This is a genomic window from Allorhizobium pseudoryzae (genome assembly GCF_011046245.1).
Lineage (GTDB): Bacteria > Pseudomonadota > Alphaproteobacteria > Rhizobiales > Rhizobiaceae > Neorhizobium > Neorhizobium pseudoryzae.
The window spans coordinates 1,119,339-1,138,809 of the sequence record NZ_CP049244.1 but is presented as its reverse complement, the minus strand read 5'-3'; the positions used below and the strand labels follow the sequence as shown (position 1 = coordinate 1,138,809).

The 19,471-nt window shown below is 63.3% G+C and carries 17 protein-coding genes; 4 read left to right on the top strand and 13 right to left on the bottom strand.

Annotation, left to right across the window (positions count from 1 at the left end; all coding sequences use genetic code 11):
* Nucleotides 1-12 precede the first annotated feature (12 nt).
* The 3 genes from G6N78_RS24075 to G6N78_RS24065 are packed head-to-tail and all read left to right on the top strand — an operon-like array spanning nucleotide 13 to nucleotide 3,414.
* Complete coding sequence (locus G6N78_RS24075; protein WP_165225468.1) at nucleotides 13-1,455, top strand: M81 family metallopeptidase; 1,443 nt, start codon at nucleotides 13-15, stop codon at nucleotides 1,453-1,455.
* On the top strand, nucleotides 1,452-2,669 hold the full coding sequence (locus G6N78_RS24070) for an MFS transporter (protein WP_165224964.1): 1,218 nt from the start codon (nucleotides 1,452-1,454) through the stop codon (nucleotides 2,667-2,669). Before G6N78_RS24075 ends, G6N78_RS24070 begins: the two co-directional genes overlap by 4 nt.
* Entirely contained in the window at nucleotides 2,656-3,414 is a 759-nt protein-coding gene (locus G6N78_RS24065; protein WP_165224961.1) for a copper homeostasis protein CutC, read from the top strand. The genes G6N78_RS24070 and G6N78_RS24065 overlap by 14 nt, the downstream gene beginning before the upstream one ends.
* 7 nt (nucleotides 3,415-3,421) lie before the next feature.
* Here G6N78_RS24065 and G6N78_RS24060 read toward each other — a convergent pair whose 3' ends face one another.
* The 7 genes from G6N78_RS24060 to G6N78_RS24030 all read right to left on the bottom strand — a co-directional run bounded on the left by G6N78_RS24060 (nucleotide 3,422) and on the right by G6N78_RS24030 (nucleotide 12,029).
* On the bottom strand, nucleotides 3,422-5,230 hold the full coding sequence (locus tag G6N78_RS24060) for an ABC transporter ATP-binding protein (RefSeq protein WP_165224958.1): 1,809 nt from the start codon (nucleotides 5,228-5,230) through the stop codon (nucleotides 3,422-3,424).
* Nucleotides 5,227-5,985, bottom strand: coding sequence for a DUF1028 domain-containing protein (locus G6N78_RS24055; protein WP_165224955.1), 759 nt, complete (start codon nucleotides 5,983-5,985; stop codon nucleotides 5,227-5,229). The genes G6N78_RS24060 and G6N78_RS24055 overlap by 4 nt, the downstream gene beginning before the upstream one ends.
* A gap of 3 nt (nucleotides 5,986-5,988) precedes the next feature.
* Entirely contained in the window at nucleotides 5,989-7,773 is a 1,785-nt protein-coding gene (locus G6N78_RS24050) for a gamma-glutamyltransferase family protein (RefSeq protein ID WP_165224952.1), read from the bottom strand.
* 24 nt (nucleotides 7,774-7,797) lie between these two features.
* Nucleotides 7,798-8,667, bottom strand: coding sequence for an ABC transporter permease (locus G6N78_RS24045; protein ID WP_165224949.1), 870 nt, complete (start codon nucleotides 8,665-8,667; stop codon nucleotides 7,798-7,800).
* Nucleotides 8,664-9,611: an ABC transporter permease gene (locus tag G6N78_RS24040; RefSeq protein ID WP_165224946.1), complete on the bottom strand. Its 948-nt coding sequence runs from the start codon at nucleotides 9,609-9,611 to the stop codon at nucleotides 8,664-8,666. The genes G6N78_RS24045 and G6N78_RS24040 overlap by 4 nt, the downstream gene beginning before the upstream one ends.
* A 69-nt stretch (nucleotides 9,612-9,680) precedes the next feature.
* The gene (locus G6N78_RS24035) at nucleotides 9,681-11,192 is read right to left on the bottom strand and encodes an ABC transporter substrate-binding protein (RefSeq protein WP_165224943.1); all 1,512 of its coding nucleotides are present in this window, start codon (nucleotides 11,190-11,192) and stop codon (nucleotides 9,681-9,683) included.
* A 93-nt stretch (nucleotides 11,193-11,285) separates the two neighbouring features.
* Nucleotides 11,286-12,029 carry a FadR/GntR family transcriptional regulator gene (locus G6N78_RS24030; RefSeq protein WP_165224940.1) on the bottom strand — a complete coding sequence of 248 codons (744 nt, stop codon included), beginning with the start codon at nucleotides 12,027-12,029 and terminating at the stop codon, nucleotides 11,286-11,288.
* A 249-nt stretch (nucleotides 12,030-12,278) separates the two neighbouring features.
* Here G6N78_RS24030 and G6N78_RS24025 point away from each other — a divergent pair, with 249 nt between their 5' ends.
* On the top strand, nucleotides 12,279-13,544 hold the full coding sequence (locus tag G6N78_RS24025; protein ID WP_165224938.1) for an adenylate/guanylate cyclase domain-containing protein: 1,266 nt from the start codon (nucleotides 12,279-12,281) through the stop codon (nucleotides 13,542-13,544).
* Here the strand turns inward: G6N78_RS24025 and G6N78_RS24020 are convergent.
* The 6 genes from G6N78_RS24020 to G6N78_RS23995 all read right to left on the bottom strand — a co-directional run bounded on the left by G6N78_RS24020 (nucleotide 13,484) and on the right by G6N78_RS23995 (nucleotide 19,393).
* Nucleotides 13,484-14,116, bottom strand: a complete 633-nt coding sequence (locus G6N78_RS24020) for a biliverdin-producing heme oxygenase (RefSeq protein WP_165224936.1) — start codon at nucleotides 14,114-14,116, stop codon at nucleotides 13,484-13,486. The genes G6N78_RS24025 and G6N78_RS24020 overlap by 61 nt on opposite strands.
* Nucleotides 14,117-14,192: 76 nt before the next feature.
* Entirely contained in the window at nucleotides 14,193-14,939 is a 747-nt protein-coding gene (locus tag G6N78_RS24015) for an SDR family NAD(P)-dependent oxidoreductase (RefSeq protein WP_165224934.1), read from the bottom strand.
* A gap of 4 nt (nucleotides 14,940-14,943) precedes the next feature.
* Entirely contained in the window at nucleotides 14,944-15,843 is a 900-nt protein-coding gene (locus G6N78_RS24010; protein WP_165224932.1) for a carbohydrate ABC transporter permease, read from the bottom strand.
* A 13-nt stretch (nucleotides 15,844-15,856) separates the two neighbouring features.
* On the bottom strand, nucleotides 15,857-16,795 hold the full coding sequence (locus tag G6N78_RS24005) for a carbohydrate ABC transporter permease (RefSeq protein WP_370691551.1): 939 nt from the start codon (nucleotides 16,793-16,795) through the stop codon (nucleotides 15,857-15,859).
* A gap of 84 nt (nucleotides 16,796-16,879) precedes the next feature.
* Nucleotides 16,880-18,190 carry an ABC transporter substrate-binding protein gene (locus G6N78_RS24000; RefSeq protein WP_165224930.1) on the bottom strand — a complete coding sequence of 437 codons (1,311 nt, stop codon included), beginning with the start codon at nucleotides 18,188-18,190 and terminating at the stop codon, nucleotides 16,880-16,882.
* A 135-nt stretch (nucleotides 18,191-18,325) separates the two neighbouring features.
* Nucleotides 18,326-19,393, bottom strand: coding sequence for an ABC transporter ATP-binding protein (locus tag G6N78_RS23995; RefSeq protein ID WP_165224928.1), 1,068 nt, complete (start codon nucleotides 19,391-19,393; stop codon nucleotides 18,326-18,328).
* Nucleotides 19,394-19,471: the final 78 nt, after the last annotated feature.

Below are 19,471 nucleotides of genomic sequence, written 5' to 3'. Positions count from 1 at the left end.
GACACCATGACATTGCGCATTGCCGTCAGCGGTATCCATACCGAGTGCTCCACCTCCTCCCCCGTTTTGATGCAGCCCGAGGATTTTCGCGTGCTGCGGGGGCCGGACCTGCTGGGCGCCGAATATTTCAACTTCCTTGAAGCGGATGGCGTGGAGCATCTGCCGTTGCTGCATGCCCGCGCCGTGCCGGGCGGTCCCGTGGCGCGCCACACCTACGAGGCGTTCAAGGCGGAGTTTCTCGATCTCCTGAAGGCCAGCCTGCCGCTCGACGGGCTTTATCTCGCCATGCATGGCGCAATGAATGTGGAGGGCATGGACGATGCCGAGGGCGACTGGATTGCCGCCGCCCGCGCCATCGTGGGACCGGATGTTCCGGTTGCCGCCAGCTATGACCTGCACGGCAACGTGACCCAGAAGATCATCGACCAACTCGACATCTTTGCCGGTTACCGCACCGCGCCGCATATCGACGTGCGCGAGACGATGGTACGTGCCTGGTCGATGCTGGTGAAGACGCTCACGACCGGCGCAACGCCGGGAGTGGCCTGGGCGCCGGTTCCGGTGCTGCTGCCGGGAGAGCGGACCTCCACCGAGGACGAGCCGGCAAAAAGCCTCTACGCAAAACTTCCCGATCATGACACGGTGGACGGCATCTGGGATGCCAATCTGATGGTGGGCTATGTCTGGGCGGACGAGCCACGCGGCACGGCCTGCGCCGTGGTGACGGCGACCGACAAGGCGGCAGCCAGGCGTGCTGCCGAAGCCATCGCGCAATCCTACTGGGATGCGCGCAACGACTTCCAGTTCGGTTCGGTGACAGCCCCCCTTGATGAGGTTCTGGATCTTGCGGAAAAGGCCGAGACGCGGCCGGTGATCCTCGCCGATTCCGGCGACAACCCGACGGGCGGCGGTGTGGGCGACCGCGCCGATGTGCTGAAGGCGCTGATCGAGCGCGGGTTCGAGGGTGCCGTGATTGGCGGCATCACCGACCGGACGGCGGTGGAGGCCTGTTTTAAGGCCGGCGTTGGCGCCACGTTGCGGCTGACGATCGGCGGTTCGCTCGACCCGAACAGCCCGAGCGTCGAGACGGAGGCCGATGTCCTGAGCCTCGACGATCCGGGTGCGGAGGCCGAGCGGCAGGCGGTCGTCCGGATCGGCGGCATCACGCTGATCCTCGCGGCGCGCCGGCGCCCCTACCATAACATTGCAGACTTCACCCGGCATGGCATCGATCCGAAGACCGTGCGGCTGCTGGTGGTGAAATCCGGTTATCTGTCGCCGGAACTGGCGCCGATCGCCAATCCCAACCTGATGGCGCTGACCGACGGCGTGATCAACCAGGATATCGAACGCATTCCCAACACACGGCGCAAGCGCCCGAGCTTTCCGTTCGACAAGGATTTCGACTTCGCGCCCGAGGTCTTCTTCTCCAGCCGATGGGTGAGCGAAACGTGACAAGCGCCCTCAAGGCGACCCTTGCCAATCCGTCCATTCGGGTGTCGGCGCTGGCCATCTTCTTCTTCGGCACGACGGGGGCGGCGACGTCCCCCTACCAGTCGCTGATCGGCATCCAGGAACTGGGACTTTCCAATTCCGGTTATGCAACGCTGATGTTTGCCGCAGCCGTGATCAATGTTACCGCGAGCGTGCTGATGGGTATTCTCGCCGACCGGATGGGCGATTACCGCACCTCGATCATCTACGTGTCGCTCGTCGGGGTCGCGGGTTATGCACTGATCTATTTGGCGGCGAACGTGCCGGCCTTCGTGGTGGCGAAGCTTTTGCTGCTTCCTGTCTTCGGCGCGCTCAACTCGTTGATCTTTGCCAATGTGCGTGCGAGCTCCGGGAAGCTCAGCGCCGCGCAACTCGTCAGCGTCAATTCCACCATCCGGGCCACCATCTCGCTCTCCTGGGTGCTGATGCCGGGCATCGTTGGGGTGATGCTGGCGGGTGCAAGCTCGATGCTGCCGGCCTATCTGATCGCCACGGTGGCCGCGCTCGTCTGTTTCGTGCTCGGCGCCTTTTTCCTGCCGGTCGCGCCGAAACTTGAGATCGAGGGCGGTGCGCAACGGGCGCGTTTCCTTGCTTCGCTCGGCGAAGTGATCGAACCCCGCGTTGCGCTCCGCGTCACCGCCATCGCGCTGATCTGCTCGATGCTGCATATCAGCGATGCCGTGCGGCCGCTGATCGTCACCGGCAAGGCCAAGGGCACGGTGGCCGATCTCGGCATCATCGTCGGCATCGTCGCAGCACTCGAGATCGTCTTCATCCTGTTCTGGGGCAAGGCGGAGCGCTGGCTGACGCCGGTTCGCGCTCTGGCCATCGGCGCCGGGCTCTATGCCATCTACCTGATCCTGCAGGGGCTGGCGACGGAGCGCTGGCATGTCTACGCCCAGACGCTGATCAGCGGTTTTGCGGCGGCGGCCATCATCAGCCTGCCCATCACCTATCTGCAGGACCTGATCGCAGATCGCCCCGGCCTTGGCAGCTCGCTGATCGCGGTCAACATTTTCCTGAGTGCGGGCTTGAGCGCCGGCATCTTTGCGCTTGGCACAAGGATTGGCGATTACAGCTTTGCCTCGATTCTCGGCGCCGTGGTCGGCTGCCTCGGCATCATTCTGCTTCTCGTGCTCGAAACCGGCAAAAGGACACCGCATGGCAGGCGCTAACCGAAGGCTTTCAAAGGGTTCGCCCGTTCTGGAAATCTGCGTCGACAATGCAGAGGGCCTGTTTGCCGCGATCGAAGGCGGGGCGGACCGGATCGAACTCTGTTCGGCGCTCTCCGTCGGGGGGCTTACCCCCTCGCGCGGTTTCATGGAGCTGGCGGGGCGCCAGGCCGTGCCCGTCTATGCGATGATCCGCCCTCGGCCCGGCAGCTTCGTCTTTTCGCCGGAAGAGGTGGAAATGATGAAAAGCGACATCGACACCGCCCGCGCCGCAGGGCTGGCCGGGGTCGTGATCGGCGCAACGCTTCCCGAAGGACCGCTCGACATCGCGACGCTGACGACGCTTTCCCAGCACGCGGCGGGGCTGGACCGCACCCTGCACCGCGCCTTCGATGTGGTGCCGGACATGGATGCGGCGCTGGAGGCGGCAATCCGGCTCGGCTTTTCGCGTGTTCTTACTTCCGGCGGACGACCGACGGCGCTCGAGGGTATCGAGAGGCTGGCGCATCTCGTCGAGCGCGCTGGAAACCGGATCACCATCCTGCCGGGCTCCGGCGTCAGGCCCGGCAATGCCGCCGAACTTTTGGCAAGGCTCGGCGTGACGGAACTGCACGCCTCCTGTTCCGCACGCTTCATCGAAAGCGACAGCCAGTTGATAGAGCTTTCCTTCGCAGCCCGCGACATGCTGAAGACGGATGCCGGGAACGTGCGCGCGCTCCGGGCTATCCTGCACGCGCACCAGCCTTAAGGTTGCCTCAGGCCACCTGCACCAGGTGGCCGGCCGAGACCTCGCGGTACTGCCGCTGCGGCGGACGGTAATCGAGCGGGCGGACCGGGCTTTTCAGTTCGTCGTTCGAAATGCCGCGACGGATGCCGCGCCGGGCCGGATCCGGCACGGGCACGGCGGCCATCAGCTTCTTCGTATAGGGATGCTGCGGGTTTTCGAAGACGGCGGCGCGCGGGCCGATCTCAACGATCTCGCCGAGATACATCACCGCCACCCGGTGGCTGACGCGTTCGACCACCGCCATGTCATGGCTGATGAAGAGGAAGGCGAGGTCCAGGCTTTCCTGCAGGTCGAGCAACAGGTTGCAGACCTGCGCCTTGATCGAGACGTCGAGCGCCGAGACGCTTTCATCCGCGACGATCACTTTCGGGTCGAGCGAGAGCGCCCGGGCAATCGCGACGCGCTGGCGCTGGCCGCCGGAGAACTCGTGCGGATAGCGGTTCATCACCGCTGCGGAGAGGCCGACCTTGTCCAGGAGATCGGCGGTCTTGTCCCGCGCCTGGCGGGTCGTGCCCATCTTGTGCTTGAGGAAGGGTTCGGCGATCGCCTGACCCACCGTCATGCGCGGATTGAGGCTGGAAAACGGGTCCTGGAAGATCATCTGGATGCTCTTGCGCATCCGCTGCAGTTCGAGCGTCCCGAGATTGCGCACGTTGAAGCCATCGAGCTGGATCTCGCCGGAGGTCGGCTCGATCAGCCGCATGATCGAGCGACCGGTGGTCGACTTGCCGCAGCCGGATTCGCCGACGAGTGACAGCGTCTCGCCCTGCCTCAGATCGAAGGAGACGTTTTCCACCGCATGCACAGAGCCGGTCTGCCGGTTGAACAGGCCGGAGCGGACGGGAAAACGGGTGACGAGGTTGCGCACTTCGAGGATCGGCGAGGACTGCACCTTCGAATGCTCGGAGGCCGCCGGCTGGGTGGTGATGCCGGTTGCCGTATCGACGACCGGAAAGCGACGCGGGGTCTCTTCGCCCGTCATCGAGCCGAGCTTCGGCACGGCAGACAGAAGGGCGCGCGTATAGGGATGCTCACCGCGGTGAAAAATCTCCTCCGTCGGGCCGGCCTCCACCGCGTCACCCCGGAACATCACCACGGTGCGATCGGCGATTTCGGCGACGACGCCCATATCGTGGGTGATGAAGAGAACCGCCATGTTCTCCTCTTCCTGCAGGCTCTTGATGAGTTCGAGGATCTGGCCCTGGATCGTCACGTCAAGCGCGGTCGTCGGCTCGTCGGCGATAAGGAGCTTCGGGCGCGAGGCGAGCGCCATGGCGATCATCACGCGCTGGCGCATGCCGCCGGAGAACTGGTGCGGGTATTCATCGAAGCGGCTGGCGGCATTCGGAATGCGCACGCGCTCCAGCATGCGGATGGTTTCGGCGCGCGCCTCTGCCTGGCTCATGCCCTTGTGGCGCGTCAGCACCTCGGAGATCTGCCGGCCGATCGTGAAGATCGGGTTGAGGCTCGTCATCGGCTCCTGGAAGATCATCGCGACCTCGTTGCCGCGCACGCCGCGCATCTCCTTTTCCGAAAGCGACAGGAGATTGCGACCGTTCAGCCGGATGTTGCCTTCGATCCGGCTGCTGCCTTCGGCGAGCAGGCGCATGATCGATAGTGAAGTCACGCTCTTGCCGGAGCCGGATTCGCCGACGATCGCCACCGTCTCACCGGCCGCCACATCGAAGGAGACGTTGCGCACCACGGATTTCCAGCCGCCATCGGAGCGGAAGGAGGTGGTGAGGTTACGGACGGAGAGGACGGGGGAATCGGTCATGTCGGGATCCAGGGCGTGGCAAAGGAGGCGCTCTTGCGACCGCTGGCGATGCGGTCGGCCTCGAGGCTGGCGATTGTCTGGTCGATCTCGCGACGGTCGATCAGGCCATGCGGGTTGGCGCGGGTCGGCATGGTTTCCGCCACATGCAGGTAACGCTCCTGCGCCACCCGGTAGAGGCGCCACAACTCCTGCAGCGGGTCGGCGTGATCGTCGGCGCGAATGCTGAGCCAGGCATAGTCCTGGTCGCGGTAGATGACGAGCGCCGCCGACTGCTTGCCGCGCTTGTCGCCACCGGCCCCCTCACCGGCTTCCATGGCGGCGAGAAGCCGTTCGGCAAACGGCGCCTGTGACAGGCTTTTGTAGGCGGCGAGCGTCGCATCCAGGACCTGCGGTCCGGCCAGCATGTTGCCGGCGACGGAGACCTGGTCATCGACGAGATGGCCGGCCCAGTCGATGCATTTGGCGCCGGTGAAGGCGGCGTTGCGGCCCTTCGCGTCGATGAGATGCATCTGCCGCTGCTCCGCGCCGTCATCGCGGCCCGTCAGGGCAGCGATGATCTCGTCAGGCGCTTTGCCTTCACCCAGCATCGACAGTCCATCGACTCCGTAGAGAGGACTGACGAAGGCCTGGGTGGCGACGGCGCCGATGCCGCCGCGCATGTAAGGGACGGCGGAGCCGACGGCGAAGAAGCGGCTGGCAACGGCAATGCCGAGATGGCCGGTGTCAGGATCACGGGCGACGATGGACCAGGTCATGGCTCAGCGCCCCACCGCATAGGCCTGCATCAGGCGCGGCGTGGCCGCCGCCCGCAGCAGGCCATCCGCATCCCGCCGTGCCGCCGTGAGCCGCCCGACCGTCCAGTGGTCCGCCACCGTCACCTGATGGCCGCGGCGGCGCAGATCGGCAATCGTCGCTTCACCGAAGCCGGCTTCCACCATGATGTGGCCAGGCTCGGATGTGCGCGGATAGAAGGAGCCGGGGAAATGCGTGGTGTGGAACAGCGGCGCATCGATCGACGCCTGCAGGTTCTTGCCGTGATGGACATACCGCAGGAAGAAGGGCAGCTGCCACTGGTCCTGCTGGTCACCGCCCGGCGTGCCGAAGGCGAGCGTCGGCCGGCCCTGGTAGAGCGCCAGCGACGGGGTGAGCGTGGTGCGCGGACGTTTTCCCGGTGCGAGCGACGTCGGCAGGCCGTCCTTCAGCCAGAACATCTGCGCACGGGAATTGAGTGCAAAACCGAGCCCCGGCACGATGGGCGAGGACTGCAGCCAGCCACCCGACGGCGTCGTGGAAACCATGTTGCCCCAGCGGTCGATGACGTCGATATGGACGGTATCGCCCTTCTTTTCGGTGAGATGCGCCATGGTCGGCTCGTAGACGGAGCCCTTGCCGGAGAATTCGGAAAGCATGGCCATCGTCGCATCGACCTGGCGTTCGTAACCCGGAATGGTGCCGGGGCGCAGTTCCATCGAGGCGTTCGCGCCGATCAGCTTGCGCCGCTCGGCATTGTAGCTTTCCGACAGCAAGACTTCGGTCGGGATCTGGCCGAATTCCGGATCGCCGTAATAGACCTCGCGGTCGGCATAGGCGAGCTTCATCGCCTCAACGACGTGATGGATGAAATCCGGGCCGGCCTGATCCATGGCGCCGAGATCGAAGCCTTTCAACAGCGCCAGAGACTGCAGGAGGACCGGCCCCTGGCCCCAGGCGGGCGTCTTGGCAACGGTCCAGTCATGGTAGTCGAAGGTCTGCGGCGCCTCGATGGTGGCGCTCCAGTTCGCCATGTCGTCGGCGGTCAGAACCCCCTTGTGCTTCTGTCCGCTGGCATCCATCACCTCGGCGGTCTTCAGGTAGGTGTCGATGGCTTCCGCCACGAAGCCGCGATAAAAGGCATCGCGCGCGGCCTGAACCTGGTTGTCGCGGCCGGTGACGGCTTCCGCTTCGCTGATGATGCGCTTCCAGGTTTCGGCCAGAACCGGATTGCGGAAGTTGGAATGCGGTTCGGGAGCGGAACCACCCGGCAGCCAGGTCTCGTGCGAGGTCGGCCATTCCTTCGCGAAGAAATCCGCCAATCCCTTGATGGTGGCGGAGACCCGCGGCAGGACCGGATGACCGTGTTCTGCGTAATAGATGGCGGGCTCCAGAACCTCGCGCACCGACATGGTGCCGTATTCCAGCAGCATCAGCATCCAGCCATCGAAGGCGCCGGGGATGACGGTGGACAAAAGTCCATCGCCGGGGATCAGCTTCAGGCCTTCCGCGGTGTAATGCTCGATGGTGGCGCCGGCAGGCGCCGGTCCCTGGGCACAGATGACCTCTACCTTGTCGGTCTTCTTCGAATAGATGATGGCGGGCATATCGCCGCCCGGACCACACAGATGCGGTTCGACCACCTGCAGCACGAAGCCGGTCGCAACGGCGGCATCAAAGGCGTTGCCGCCCTTTTCAAGGATGCTCATGCCGACGGCAGAGGCGATCCAGTGGGTGGAGGTAACGACGCCGAAGGTGCCGAGGATTTCGGGACGCGTTGTAAATTCGCTCATAAGTCAGGCCTTTGTCATAGCTGTCTAGTGTTCGCGCGGATCGAGCGCATCGCGCAGGCCGTCGCCGAGAAGATTGAAACCGATCACCACGAGGAAGATCGCCGCACCCGGCCACATGGCCATCCAGGGTGCCTGGGAGAGGAAATTCTTCGCCACGTTGAGCATCGAGCCCCAGCTGGCGGCCGGCGGCTGCTGGCCAAGGCCGAGAAAGGAGAGGCTGGCTTCCGCGATGATGGCGGTCGCGACCGTCAGCGTCGCCTGGACGATGATCGGCGCCGTGACGTTCGGCAGGATGTAGCGGACCATGATATCGACGTGGCCGAGCCCGACCGAGCGTGCGCCTTCGACATAATCCTCCTGCTTGACCGCCAGCACCTGGCCGCGCGTCAACCGCACGAAGATGGGCATGGCGGTGAGGCCGATGGCGATCATCGCATTGGTGAGGCTCGGGCCAAGGAAGGCAGCGAGCGCGATCGCCATGATCAGGAAGGGCATGGCGAGCAGCGCCTCGGTGACGCGTGAGATGACGAGATCCACCCAGCCGCCGAAATAACCGGCGAGGATGCCGAAGGGAACGCCGATGACGATGGCGATCGCGACGGAAAAGATGCCGGCCATCAGGGAGGCCTGGGCGCCCCAAATCATGCGCGAGAGGATGTCGCGGCCGAGATCATCGGTTCCGAGCCAATGGGCGGCGGAGGGCGCCTTGCGGATCGCCGACCAGCTGGTCGCCACCGGATCGGGAATCGGCAGAATGGGGGCCGCGATGGCCAGCACGGTGAAGAAGAGAATGATGGCAAGCCCGGCCAGCGCACTGCGGCTCTTTTTGAGCTTGCCCCAGGCCCTGCTCTTCTCGCGCTGCTCCGCGCCGGCGGTCTGTTCGATGACGGTCATAGGCTGGCCCTCAGACGCGGATTGAGAAGAACATAGAGGATATCGGCAATCAGGTTCATCAGGATGAAGCCGACGGCGGTGCACATGACGACGCCCTGCACCACCGCATAATCGCGGTTGAAGACGGCATCGACGATGAGCTTGCCGAAGCCTGGAATGGTGAAGATCTGTTCCGTCAGCACCGCACCCGCCAGAAGCTCCCCGAACAGAAGCGCGCTCAATGTGACGACCGGCAGAAGCGCATTGCGAAAACTGTGGCTGAGAATGACCTCGCGCGGCGAAAGCCCCTTGGCACGTGCCGTGCGGATATAGTCCGCAGACAGCACGCTCAACATGGCAGAGCGAGTATGGCGCATCAGCGTTGCGGCCAGCGCCGTGCCGAGAACGAAGGCGGGCATGATCATGGTCTGCAGCGAGCGGACCGGATCAACGAAGATCGACTCGTAGCCCGAAGCCGGCAGCCAGCCGAGGTTCACCGAAACCAGCAGGATCAGCATGATGCCGAGCCAGAAGTTCGGCACGGACAGACCGGACAGCGCCACGATGCTCGCGACATAATCGAAAACCGTGTTCTTCTTGACCGCCGCGAGGATCCCCATCGGCACGCCGATGACGAAGGCGAAGATCATCGACATGACGGCAAGCTGGATGGTGACCGGCAGCTTTTCGCCGATCAGTTCCAGGACCGGCTGGTTGGTGCGCAGCGAAATGCCGAGATCACCCTTGAGCACGCCGCCAAGCCAGTTCACGTACTGAACCGGAATGGGATCATTGAGGCGGTATTTCTCCCGCAGCATTTCGAGAACGGCCGGGTCCCGCTCCTCACCGGCCATGGCAAGCACGGGATCGCCAGGCAGCAGCTTCTGCAGCGAAAAGACGAAGATCGAAATGATCAACAGCGTCGGGATCGCGACCAGCAGACGCTTTCCGATGAATACAGGCATTGCGCCATCCTTTTCGGGGACTGAGCGAGGGAGGCGCCGCAGGCTGAACTCTGCGGCGCCGGGACGGCCTTAGCCGCCCTTCTTCATTCCAACCAGGCGGATCATGCCGTCCGGGGCAGGCACGAAGCCGGTGATGGACTTGTTGAGCGCCCAGATCCACGACTGATGGCCGAGATAGATGATCGGCATGTCGTCGTTGAGGATCACGCTTGCCGCATCATATTTCTGCTTGCGGACCGCATCATCCGTCGAGGCGCGCGCTTCGTTGAGCAGCTTGTCGACGTCCGGGTTGCAATACTTCGTATCGTTGATGCCGCCCTTGCAGGTGATGAACTGGTGGATGTTGCCATCCGGATCGACACGGCCGGACCAGTCGGAACGGCTGAGCTGGTAGTTGCCGCGCGTCTGTTCATCGAGAAGCGTCGCAAATTCCGTCGACTTCAGGCTGACATCGAAACCGGCCTCGGCCACCATCGACTGGACGATCTGCATCATCTGCTGGGCAACGGGGTTGTTCGGGATCTGCATTTCGACCGGCACGCGGTCGAAACCGGCTTCCTTGACCAGCGCCTTGGCCTTTTCGACATCGCGGGCCGGGACCGGGATCGCCTTGTTGTACCAGGGGCTGTTCGGCGGGAAGGGCTGGTTGCCGCCAACGGCCGTGCCTTCATAGACGATCTGGTTCAGCGCATCGCGGTCAATCGCAAGCGAGAAGGCCTGGCGCAGGCGCTTGTCCTTGCCGAACGGATTGTCGGCACGCGGGCCGTTGGCGATGTTGGCGTAGAGCGCCATGTAGCCGATGTTGACGACGGCCTCGTATTTCAGCTTGGAATCCGCCTTCACCGCTGCCGCATCGGTGGCCGCCAGACGCTCGATCATGTCGAGATCGCCCGAGCGCAGGTTGGCAAGACGCACGGTCGTATCCGGGATCGGCAGGTAAGTGACCTTGTCGATGAAGACATTGTCCTTGTTCCAGTAGTCCTGGAACTTTTCGAGCACGATGCGGTCCTGCTGGACGCGCTCGACGAACTTGAAGGGGCCGGCGCAGACGGGCTTGGAGCCGAAATTGGCGCCGAGTTCCTTGGCGGCCTTCGGCGACACGATCATGCCCGCGCGGTCGGACAATTGCGCGAGAAGCGTGACATCCGGCTTCTTCAGCGTGAAGGTGACTTCCAGCGGGCCGGTTGCCTCGACCTTCTCGACCGACGACAGCTCGCTCTTGCGGCGCGATTCCGGCAGCGTCATGTTGCGTTCGATGGTGGCGACGACCGCTGCGGCATCCATCGGCGTCTCATCGTGGAACTTGACGCCGTCGCGCAGCGTCATCGTCAGCTTCATGCCGTCATCCGACCACTTCCAGGCGGTGGCCAGCTGCGGCACGATCTTCAGCTCGGGCGAGACGTCGACCAGCTTGTCGCACATGGCCGTATAGACGATACGGCCGACGAAGGTGCGCGACTGGGCGGGATCGAGCACATCGGCGTCGTCCTGCAGGCCGATCTTCAGTTCGGCCGCCATGGCGGGCATGGCGGTCAGCACGCCAAGGGCAAGCGCCGTGGAAAGGCGCAGCAATCGGTTCATGATCATTCTCCTCTGATCCTCTGGTTTTGCTTGATGGGCGCCGGCTTGTGACCTCCGGCTTTCCCTTGGCGGGTGACATCACCCGTCCGCGTTTCAGGCCGGGGAAACATCCTCCTCCGGCATCACTGCGATCTGCGGACCATCATGCGAGGTTTCGCGGATCAACCGTTCCTGCAGCATCAGCAGGTGACGGCGCATGGCTTCGGCCGCACGCGCAGGATCGCGCGCGGCAATGGCATCGATGATGTCTTCGTGCTGGGCATAGGCGACGGAAACGCCGTCACCGCTGCGGGCCCGTTCGCGGATGGCCTGCCAGGCCTCATCCTGTCGGACATGGTTGATGACATCGAAGATGGTGAGAAACAGCTGGTTGCGGGCACTCTGGGCGATCTGGCGGTGCAGCGCACCATCCCACAGCTCGCGCGCATCCGCATCGACACTTTCGCGGATCTTGTGGGCGAGATCGCGCATGCGAACCAATTCGGACGGTTTGGCGCGCAGGGCCGCCAGTTGCGCGAGCTGCGGCTCGATGCGCAGGCGCACCTCCATGATCTCCATGAAATCAGTGCCGGCGACAATCGCGCCGACATCGGCGGCCAGCGCGCCAGGGCGCCTTCCGACAAAGGTTCCAGCCCCCTGCCGGCGCCAGACTTCACCCTCACCCTCCAGAACTTCCAGCGCGCGGCGCACGGCACGACGGCCAACACCGAGACGTTCGGCAAGCTCCCGCTCCGTCGGCAACTTTCCCTCGGCTCCCAAGCCACTCTCACGCAGCACCTCACGCAGCTTTTCTAGCGCGTAGTTGGCATTGTCCGGGTGGGTACGATCAGGAACCATAAGGTGAACCATTGTGACGATTGGTTCATCTTTTCGCCAAAATTGCGCCTTGTCAAGCCGAGCTCTTAGGCATTTTTCCCGCTGCACAAATGGTGTGCAACTGACGGATTTATGGCCTCTGCGGAAAGCCTCCTGCCACCGTTGAAGATGTCGCGAAACGAGCATTGCAACCGCGCGGGAGAAGACACATCTAAGTGCCGCATGCGCCGCCGCACGGGGACGCGCCGACGCCGATCAAGGAGAGGCACCATGACCGAGGCGAGCGACCTCAGCGACAACCCTTGCCAACGCGCGTTTGCGGCGGCCCGGCGCTTCCTGATCGAAGACACCCACGAACAGCGCTATATCGACAACCTCGTCGTCGAACTGTGCGAAAGGCTGCGGGCGGATGGCGTCAGCATTGCCCGCTGCACGCTGCATTTCCGGATCAACAATCCGCAATGGCGCGGTGCCCGCATTCTCTGGCGCGCCGGCTTTGCCGAGTCCGATATCGAGCTCTTCGAGCACGGTGTCGAGGACAGCACATCCTACCAGTTGAGCCCCATGTACGAGATCATGAACGGGGCAGACGAGGTGCGCCGGAAACTGCTGCGCCCCGAAGATACCCTCGCCTATCCGATCCTTGCGGATCTTCGCGCCGAGGGTTTCACCGAATACGTCGCCTGGCCGATGCTGCACACGCTCGGCAAACGGCACATCGTGACCTTTGCCAGCGATGCGCCGGGCGGCTTTTCCGAGCACGAGGTCGAGGGACTGAAATCGCTCGTGCCGCTGCTGTCGCTGGTGAGCGAGGTGCGGATCAAGAACATTCTCGCCCGCACCCTGCTGCAGACCTATGTCGGTCCGCATGCGGGCGAAAAGATCCTGGCCGGCGCCACCCGGCGCGGCAGCGGCGTGACGCTGTCGGCCGTGGTGATGATTTTTGACGTGCGCGATTTCACCCAGATCTCCGACCTGTGGCCGCGCGACGATGTGATCGAGATGCTGAACCAATGTTTTGACGCGCTGGCGGACCCGATCGAGAGCCATGGCGGCGAGATCCTGAAATTCATGGGCGACGGGCTTTTGGCGGTGTTTCCGATGGAAAACGGACAAGCGCCGGCACAGGCCTTCGACGCGATCCTGGAGGTCGAGCGCGCCATGGCGGACCTGAACGAAAGGCGGCGCGAAAGCGGTCAAGCGCAGCTCGGCTACGGTGTCGGCGTTCACTGCGGCGACGTCATGTACGGCAATATTGGCTCGAAGAAGCGGCTGGATTTCACCGTGATCGGCCCGACGGTCAACATCGCCTCGCGGCTGGAAGCGCTGACGAAGACGGTCCACCAGCCGGTGCTTTTGTCGGAAGCCTTCGTGCGCTCGGGCGGGTTCGAGGACCGGGTTGAACGCACGGGCAGTTTTCCGCTGAGAGGTTTGTCGCAGACGATCGACGTCTACACGCCGATCGTCGTGCTGCCTCAGATGCCGGCGCTGGATCTCGCCGCGGGCCCTGCGGTGGACGCTTCCGCTTCGACCTGAGCGCGAACGAAGGCAAAGGCCTTTCGAGCTCCCTCGGTCACGGTCTCTTCATCCTCCGGCGCAAGGTCTGCCGCATCGAGCGCTGCCGTGAACTGCCGCCAATGCAGCGCCCGGCCTTCCGGATGGCCCGCCAGATGCCGGGCACCGAAATCTTCGCGAAGGCCGAGCGATTTCTGCGCCGCCTTCAGCAGGAAGGCGGCCCCCAGATTGGAACCCTCCGCCACATAGAGCCAGCCGAGAGCCTCCGCCGTGTGAGCAGCTACCGGGCCGGCCCCAGACAAGGCTGCAGGAGCGGTTATGCCGAGATCGGCGAGGTCGGCCTTGATCGAGGCAAACCGGCACCGTTCGCCAAGATCCGGCAGCAGGCGAGCAAGATCTTCATCGGCGTAGAGCGGCGCAATCATCGCATGGAACGCCCACTGCACATTCAAAAAACGGCCATAGTTGTCGCGGCTGCCGAACGGGTCGAGCGCCATGATCGCCTGGTCCAGGCGTTCATGCACCTCCCGCGTCTCGGCCTTCAGGCGCGCCGCGCGATCTGTTGCAGGATGAGCGGCGGCTTGGTTTTGCATAGGGACTTATTCTCTGATGACACGGGTCTGAACTGCAGACGGTGACAGATAGAGTGCGCACCCCCACCCGTCCAGATCAATAGGTGGCGCGCCCTCCCGAGAGATCGAAGACGGCGCCGGTGGTAAAGCTGTTTTCCGCGGAGACCAGCCAGGCCACCATGGAGGCCGCCTCTTCCACCTTCAGGAACCGGCCACGCGGGATCTTTCCGCGCATGTAGTCGATGAATTCCTCCGACAGCTGTTCGAGGATGCGGGTTTGCGCGGTCGCCGGCGTGATGCAGTTGACGGCGATGTCGAACCCCGCCAGCTCCTTGCCGAGCGACTTGGTGAGCCCGATGACACCGGCCTTGGAGGCCGAATAGGCGGAGGCATTCGGGTTACCTTCCTTGCCGGCGATCGAGGCGATGTTGACGATGCGACCGTAATTCTGCGCCTTCATGCCGGGCACCACCACCCGGTTCACATGAAAGGTGCCGATCAGATTGATGTCGATGATCTGGCGGAACATCGCAATGTCATAGGTGTCGAGCGGTGCGGCAGGCCCGGCAATCCCCGCCGAATTGACAAGGATCAACACCGGCCCGCTTTCCGCCACCGTGGCGGCATGGGCCGCCTCGACCGCGGCGTAATCGGTGATATCGACCATGCAGATGCGCGAAGCGCTGCCGAGTGCCGAACGCGCTTCCTCCAGAAGACCGGCATTCATGTCCCAGAGGGTCACCGTGGCGCCGGATTCGACGAAGCGTTTTGCCATGGCGAAACCGAGGCCTTGCGCGCCGCCGGTGACGACGGCGTGCTGGCCCGACAGATCGTAGTGATTCATAGTGTTATTCCTTGACCGCACCGGTCATCGACGAGACGTAATAATCCACAAAGAACGAGTAGAGGATGACCACAGGCAGAGAGCCGAAGAGCGCACCGGCCATCAGCGATCCCCATTCGAAGATATCGCCGCGCACCAGTTCGGTCAGCACGCCGACCGGAACCGTCTTGTTCTCCGACGACTGAATGAAGGTCAGCGCGTAGATGAACTCGTTCCAGGAGAGCGTGAAGGCGAAGATGCCGGCGGAGATCAGGCCTGGAACCGCAAGCGGCAGGATGATCTTCGTCAGGATCTGCAGCCGGCTTGCGCCATCCACCAGCGCGCTTTCTTCCAGTTCGAAGGGGATCGAGCGGAAGTAGCCCATCAGCAGCCAGGTGCAGAAGGGAATGAGGAAGGTCGGATAGGTGAAGATCAGCGCCATGCGGCTGTCATAGATGCCGATCTTGAAGACGATGAAGGCGAGCGGAATGAAGAGGATCGACGGCGGCACCAGATAGGCGAGGAAGATCAGAAGGCCGACCGAACGCGAGCCGGTGAAGCGGATGCGTTCGATGGCATAGGCGCCGAGCACGGAGGCAAACAGCGACAGGAAGGTGGAGGCGACCGCCACCAGCATGGTGTTCCACAGCCAGCCCGGATAGGAGGTCTCGAACAGCAGATACTTGATGTGGTCGAGCGTAGCACCCACCACCCAGAACGGGCTGTAATTGTCGTAATCCGTCAGCTGCGAATTCGGCTTCACCGAGGTGATCGCCATCCAGTAGAAGGGAAAGAGCAGCACGAAGACGAAGATCGCCATCGGCAGATAAATGGTCACCACCTGGCGCGGCAGGCTGTTGAGATAGGACATGCCCTGGCTGTCATCGGTCAGGACGGTATTCTCAGGCTTCATCTTCGAGGTCATGGACGTCTCCATCTCAGTCACCTCCGCCCTGCTGCCATTTGCGGCGCTGCAGCCCGAAGAACGAGAACATGATTGCGGCAAGCAGGAAGGGAATCATGGCCACGGCGATCGCCGCACCTTCGCCCAGCTGGCCGCCCGGAATGGCGCGCTGGAAGGAGAGGGTCGCCATCAGATGCGTGGCATTGACCGGACCGCCCTTGGTGAGAACATAGATCAGCTGGAAATCGGTGAAGGTGAAGAGCACCGAAAAGGTCATGACGACGGCGATGATCGGGGTCAGCATCGGCAGTGTCACGTAGCGGAAGCGCTGCCAGCTGGTGGCGCCGTCGAGCGAGGCGGCCTCCTGCAGCGACGCGGGAATGGTCTGCAGACCGGCGAGCAGCGAGATCGCCACAAAGGGAATGCCGCGCCAGACATTGGCAGCGATGACGGAGGCGCGCGCCGTGTTCGGGTCGCCCAGGAAGTTGATCGGCGTATCGATGAGCCCCATCTTGATCAGCGACCAGGAGACGATCGAAAACTGCGAGTCGTAGATCCACCAGAAGGCAAGCGCGGAGAGAACCGTCGGCACGACCCAGGGCAACAGCACGATGGCGCGGAAGAAGGATTTGAACGGCAGGTGCTGGTTGAGGAGCAGCGCCAGCCAGAGGCCAAGCGCGAACTTCGCGACCGAGGCCACCGTCGTATAAAGGATGGTGTTGAACACCGAGAGCCAGAAGACCTGGTCGCTCCACAGGAAGCCGTAGTTTTCGAGCCCGACGAAGACGCCATCGCGGCCGATCGTCGTATCGGTGAAACCGAGCCAGACGCCGAGCCCGAGCGGATAGGTGAGGAAACACAAAAGGAAGACGGCTGCCGGCAGCATGAACAGAAAGCCGAGCACGTCGCGGTTGTTGGTCAGCCGGGACCAGAGCGAGCGCTCCGGCAGGGCAGAATCCGTCATGGGTGTCATCGTCATGGACATCCGAACTCCAAGAATGAAGGGCCTGAAGGAGCTGCGCGAGGATTTGCCCGCGCAGCCCCGATGTCGTGGACGTCAGACGCGGTAGTAGCGGTTGGCGCGCTTTTCCGCCTGGGCCATGGCATCTTCCGGCGTGGCAGCACCGGTGACGGCTGCGGCGAACATGTCGACCAGCACGTAATCGGCCATCACGGCAGCAGAGGCGTAGCCCAGCGGGCCGGCATAACCGTTCGGACGCAGGGTCTCGGAGGCTTTCGCATAAGGCGCGTGGATCGGGTTTTCCGTCCAGACCGGGTTGCTGGCGAACGCCTTCAGCGGCTGGCAGCAATAGGCGCTGGAGCCCTTGATCCAGGCATTCATCTGGTCGGCTTCCATCATGAACTTGATGTAGGCCTTGGCGGCTTCCGGATACTTCGTGTGCTTGAAGAGAAGCAGCGAACTGGTCTGGTGCAGTTCGATGCTCTTGCCGACCGGGCCGACGGGGAAGTTGGTGCTGCGCATGTCAGCCGCAATTTCCGCCAGCTTCGGATCGTTCTTCGCCGCGTAGTAGATGGAGACGCCGTTTGCCGTCAGCGACACCTGGCCGGCCAGGAAGGCGCGGTTGTTGTTGATGTCGAGCCAGCTTTCGGTGCCCGGAATGAAGGTCGCGTAGAGCTCCTTGGCGTATTTGATGGCGGCCATGGTTTCCGGCGAGTTGATCGTCACCTTGCCGCTTTCATCCACCATCTTGCCGCCATGGCTCCAGAGCAGCCAGTGGGCGTAGTTGTTGCCGTCGCCGACGGCCTTGCCGTGCGGGAAGCCGGCGGGCGTGCCCTTGGCCTTCATTGCCTTGGCAAGTTCCAGGAAGCCCGCCGTATCCTTCGGGAACTCGCTGAAACCGGCGGCCTTCATGTGGCTGTCGCGGTAGACGACGGCGTTGCCGATCGCGGTCAGCGGCATGGCGATGAACTTGCCCTCGCGCGTGGCATAGCCCTTCACGCCGTCATAGAAGCCGCCATACTTGCCGTCGAGATAGGTGCCGAGTTCGGTAAGATCGACCAGCTTGTCCGGATACTGGTGCGCATCGTCGAACCAGCACATGACGAGATCCGGACCGGAGCCGACGTTTGCGGCAACGGCCGCCTTCGGACGGATGTCTTCCCAGCTTTCCTTGTCGATGCGCACTTCGACGCCGGTCGCTTCCGTGAACTTCTTGGTGTTGGCAAGCCAGGCTTCCTCGTCACCCTTGACGAAGGGCGACCAGCGCAGCAGGCGAAGGCTGGCGCCGGCTTCCGGCTTGTAGGTCGGCTCTGCCGCCTGGACCGGCGACAGGCCAAACCCGGTGAGGCCGCTGGCGCCGACGAGGCCGGCGGTGCCGGCCAGGAATGTTCTTCTCTTGATGGTCATGATTTTCCTCCTCCAAAATCGGGACCCTCCTTCGAAGCATCCGCTGTCCCGAGCGGCGAATGCCGGTTTTCACGCACTTGCACTTGAAGTCTGCGCTCCGGCGGCTCCTCTTCCGCCGGCACGCCTGCACTTACGTCAGCCGGAGATCCGCTCCCCGCTCTTCTGCTCGAAGAGGTGGACGTTCACCGGATCAATGGCGATGGTGATCTTTTCACCCGGACGCACATCGACACGCTCGCGGAAGACGCAGGTGACTTCCGCGCCGCCGAAATTGACGACGATCTGCGTCTCGTAGCCGGTAGGTTCGATCACCACGACCTCCGCCGGATAGCCGGTGCCATCCAGCCGGATATATTCGGGCCGGAGCCCATAGATCAGGTCCTTGCCGACCGCCCCCGGAAAGCCCCGGGCGAGCGGCAGGCGATTGCCGTCCTCGGCGAGGAAGACCTGCGGGTTGTCCGGATCGATGCGGCCCTTGATCATGTTCATCGCCGGCGAACCGATGAAACCCGCGACGAAGAGATTGTTGGGGTTGTCGTAAAGTTCGAGCGGCGTGCCGACCTGCTCGACGCGACCGTCATGCATGACGACGATCTTGTCGGCCATGGTCATGGCCTCAATCTGGTCGTGGGTGACATAGACCGTGGTGGTCTTCAGCCGGTGATGCAGTTCCTTGATCTCGGCGCGCATGGCGACACGCAGCTTCGCATCGAGGTTCGACAGCGGCTCGTCGAACAGGAAGACCTGAGGATCGCGCACGATGGCGCGGCCCATGGCGACACGCTGGCGCTGGCCGCCGGACAATTGCCGCGGATAGCGGTCGAGCAGATTGGTGAGCCCGAGAATACCGGCGGCATAGTTCACCCGCTTGTCGATTTCCGCCTGCGAGGCGGACGCCAGCATCAGCGAAAACGCCATGTTCTTGGCAACCGTCATATGCGGGTAAAGCGCATAGTTCTGGAACACCATGGCGATGTCGCGTTCCTTCGGCGGCAGGGTATTGACCGTCTTGCCGCCGATGCGGATTTCGCCGCCGGAAATGTTTTCCAGTCCCGCCAGCATGCGCAGAAGGGTCGATTTTCCGCAGCCGGACGGGCCGACAAGAATGACGAATTCGCCATCCTGGATATCGATATTCACGCCCTTGATGACGGGAAAGGCGCCGAAGGATTTCTTCACCTCGGCAAATTGAACAGTGGCCATGCGTCTCCTCCCAGAGTGCAATCCAGTAAAACTTCAGGTCCGTCCCCTGCCGGTCTGGCGTGCTCCTCCGCACGACAA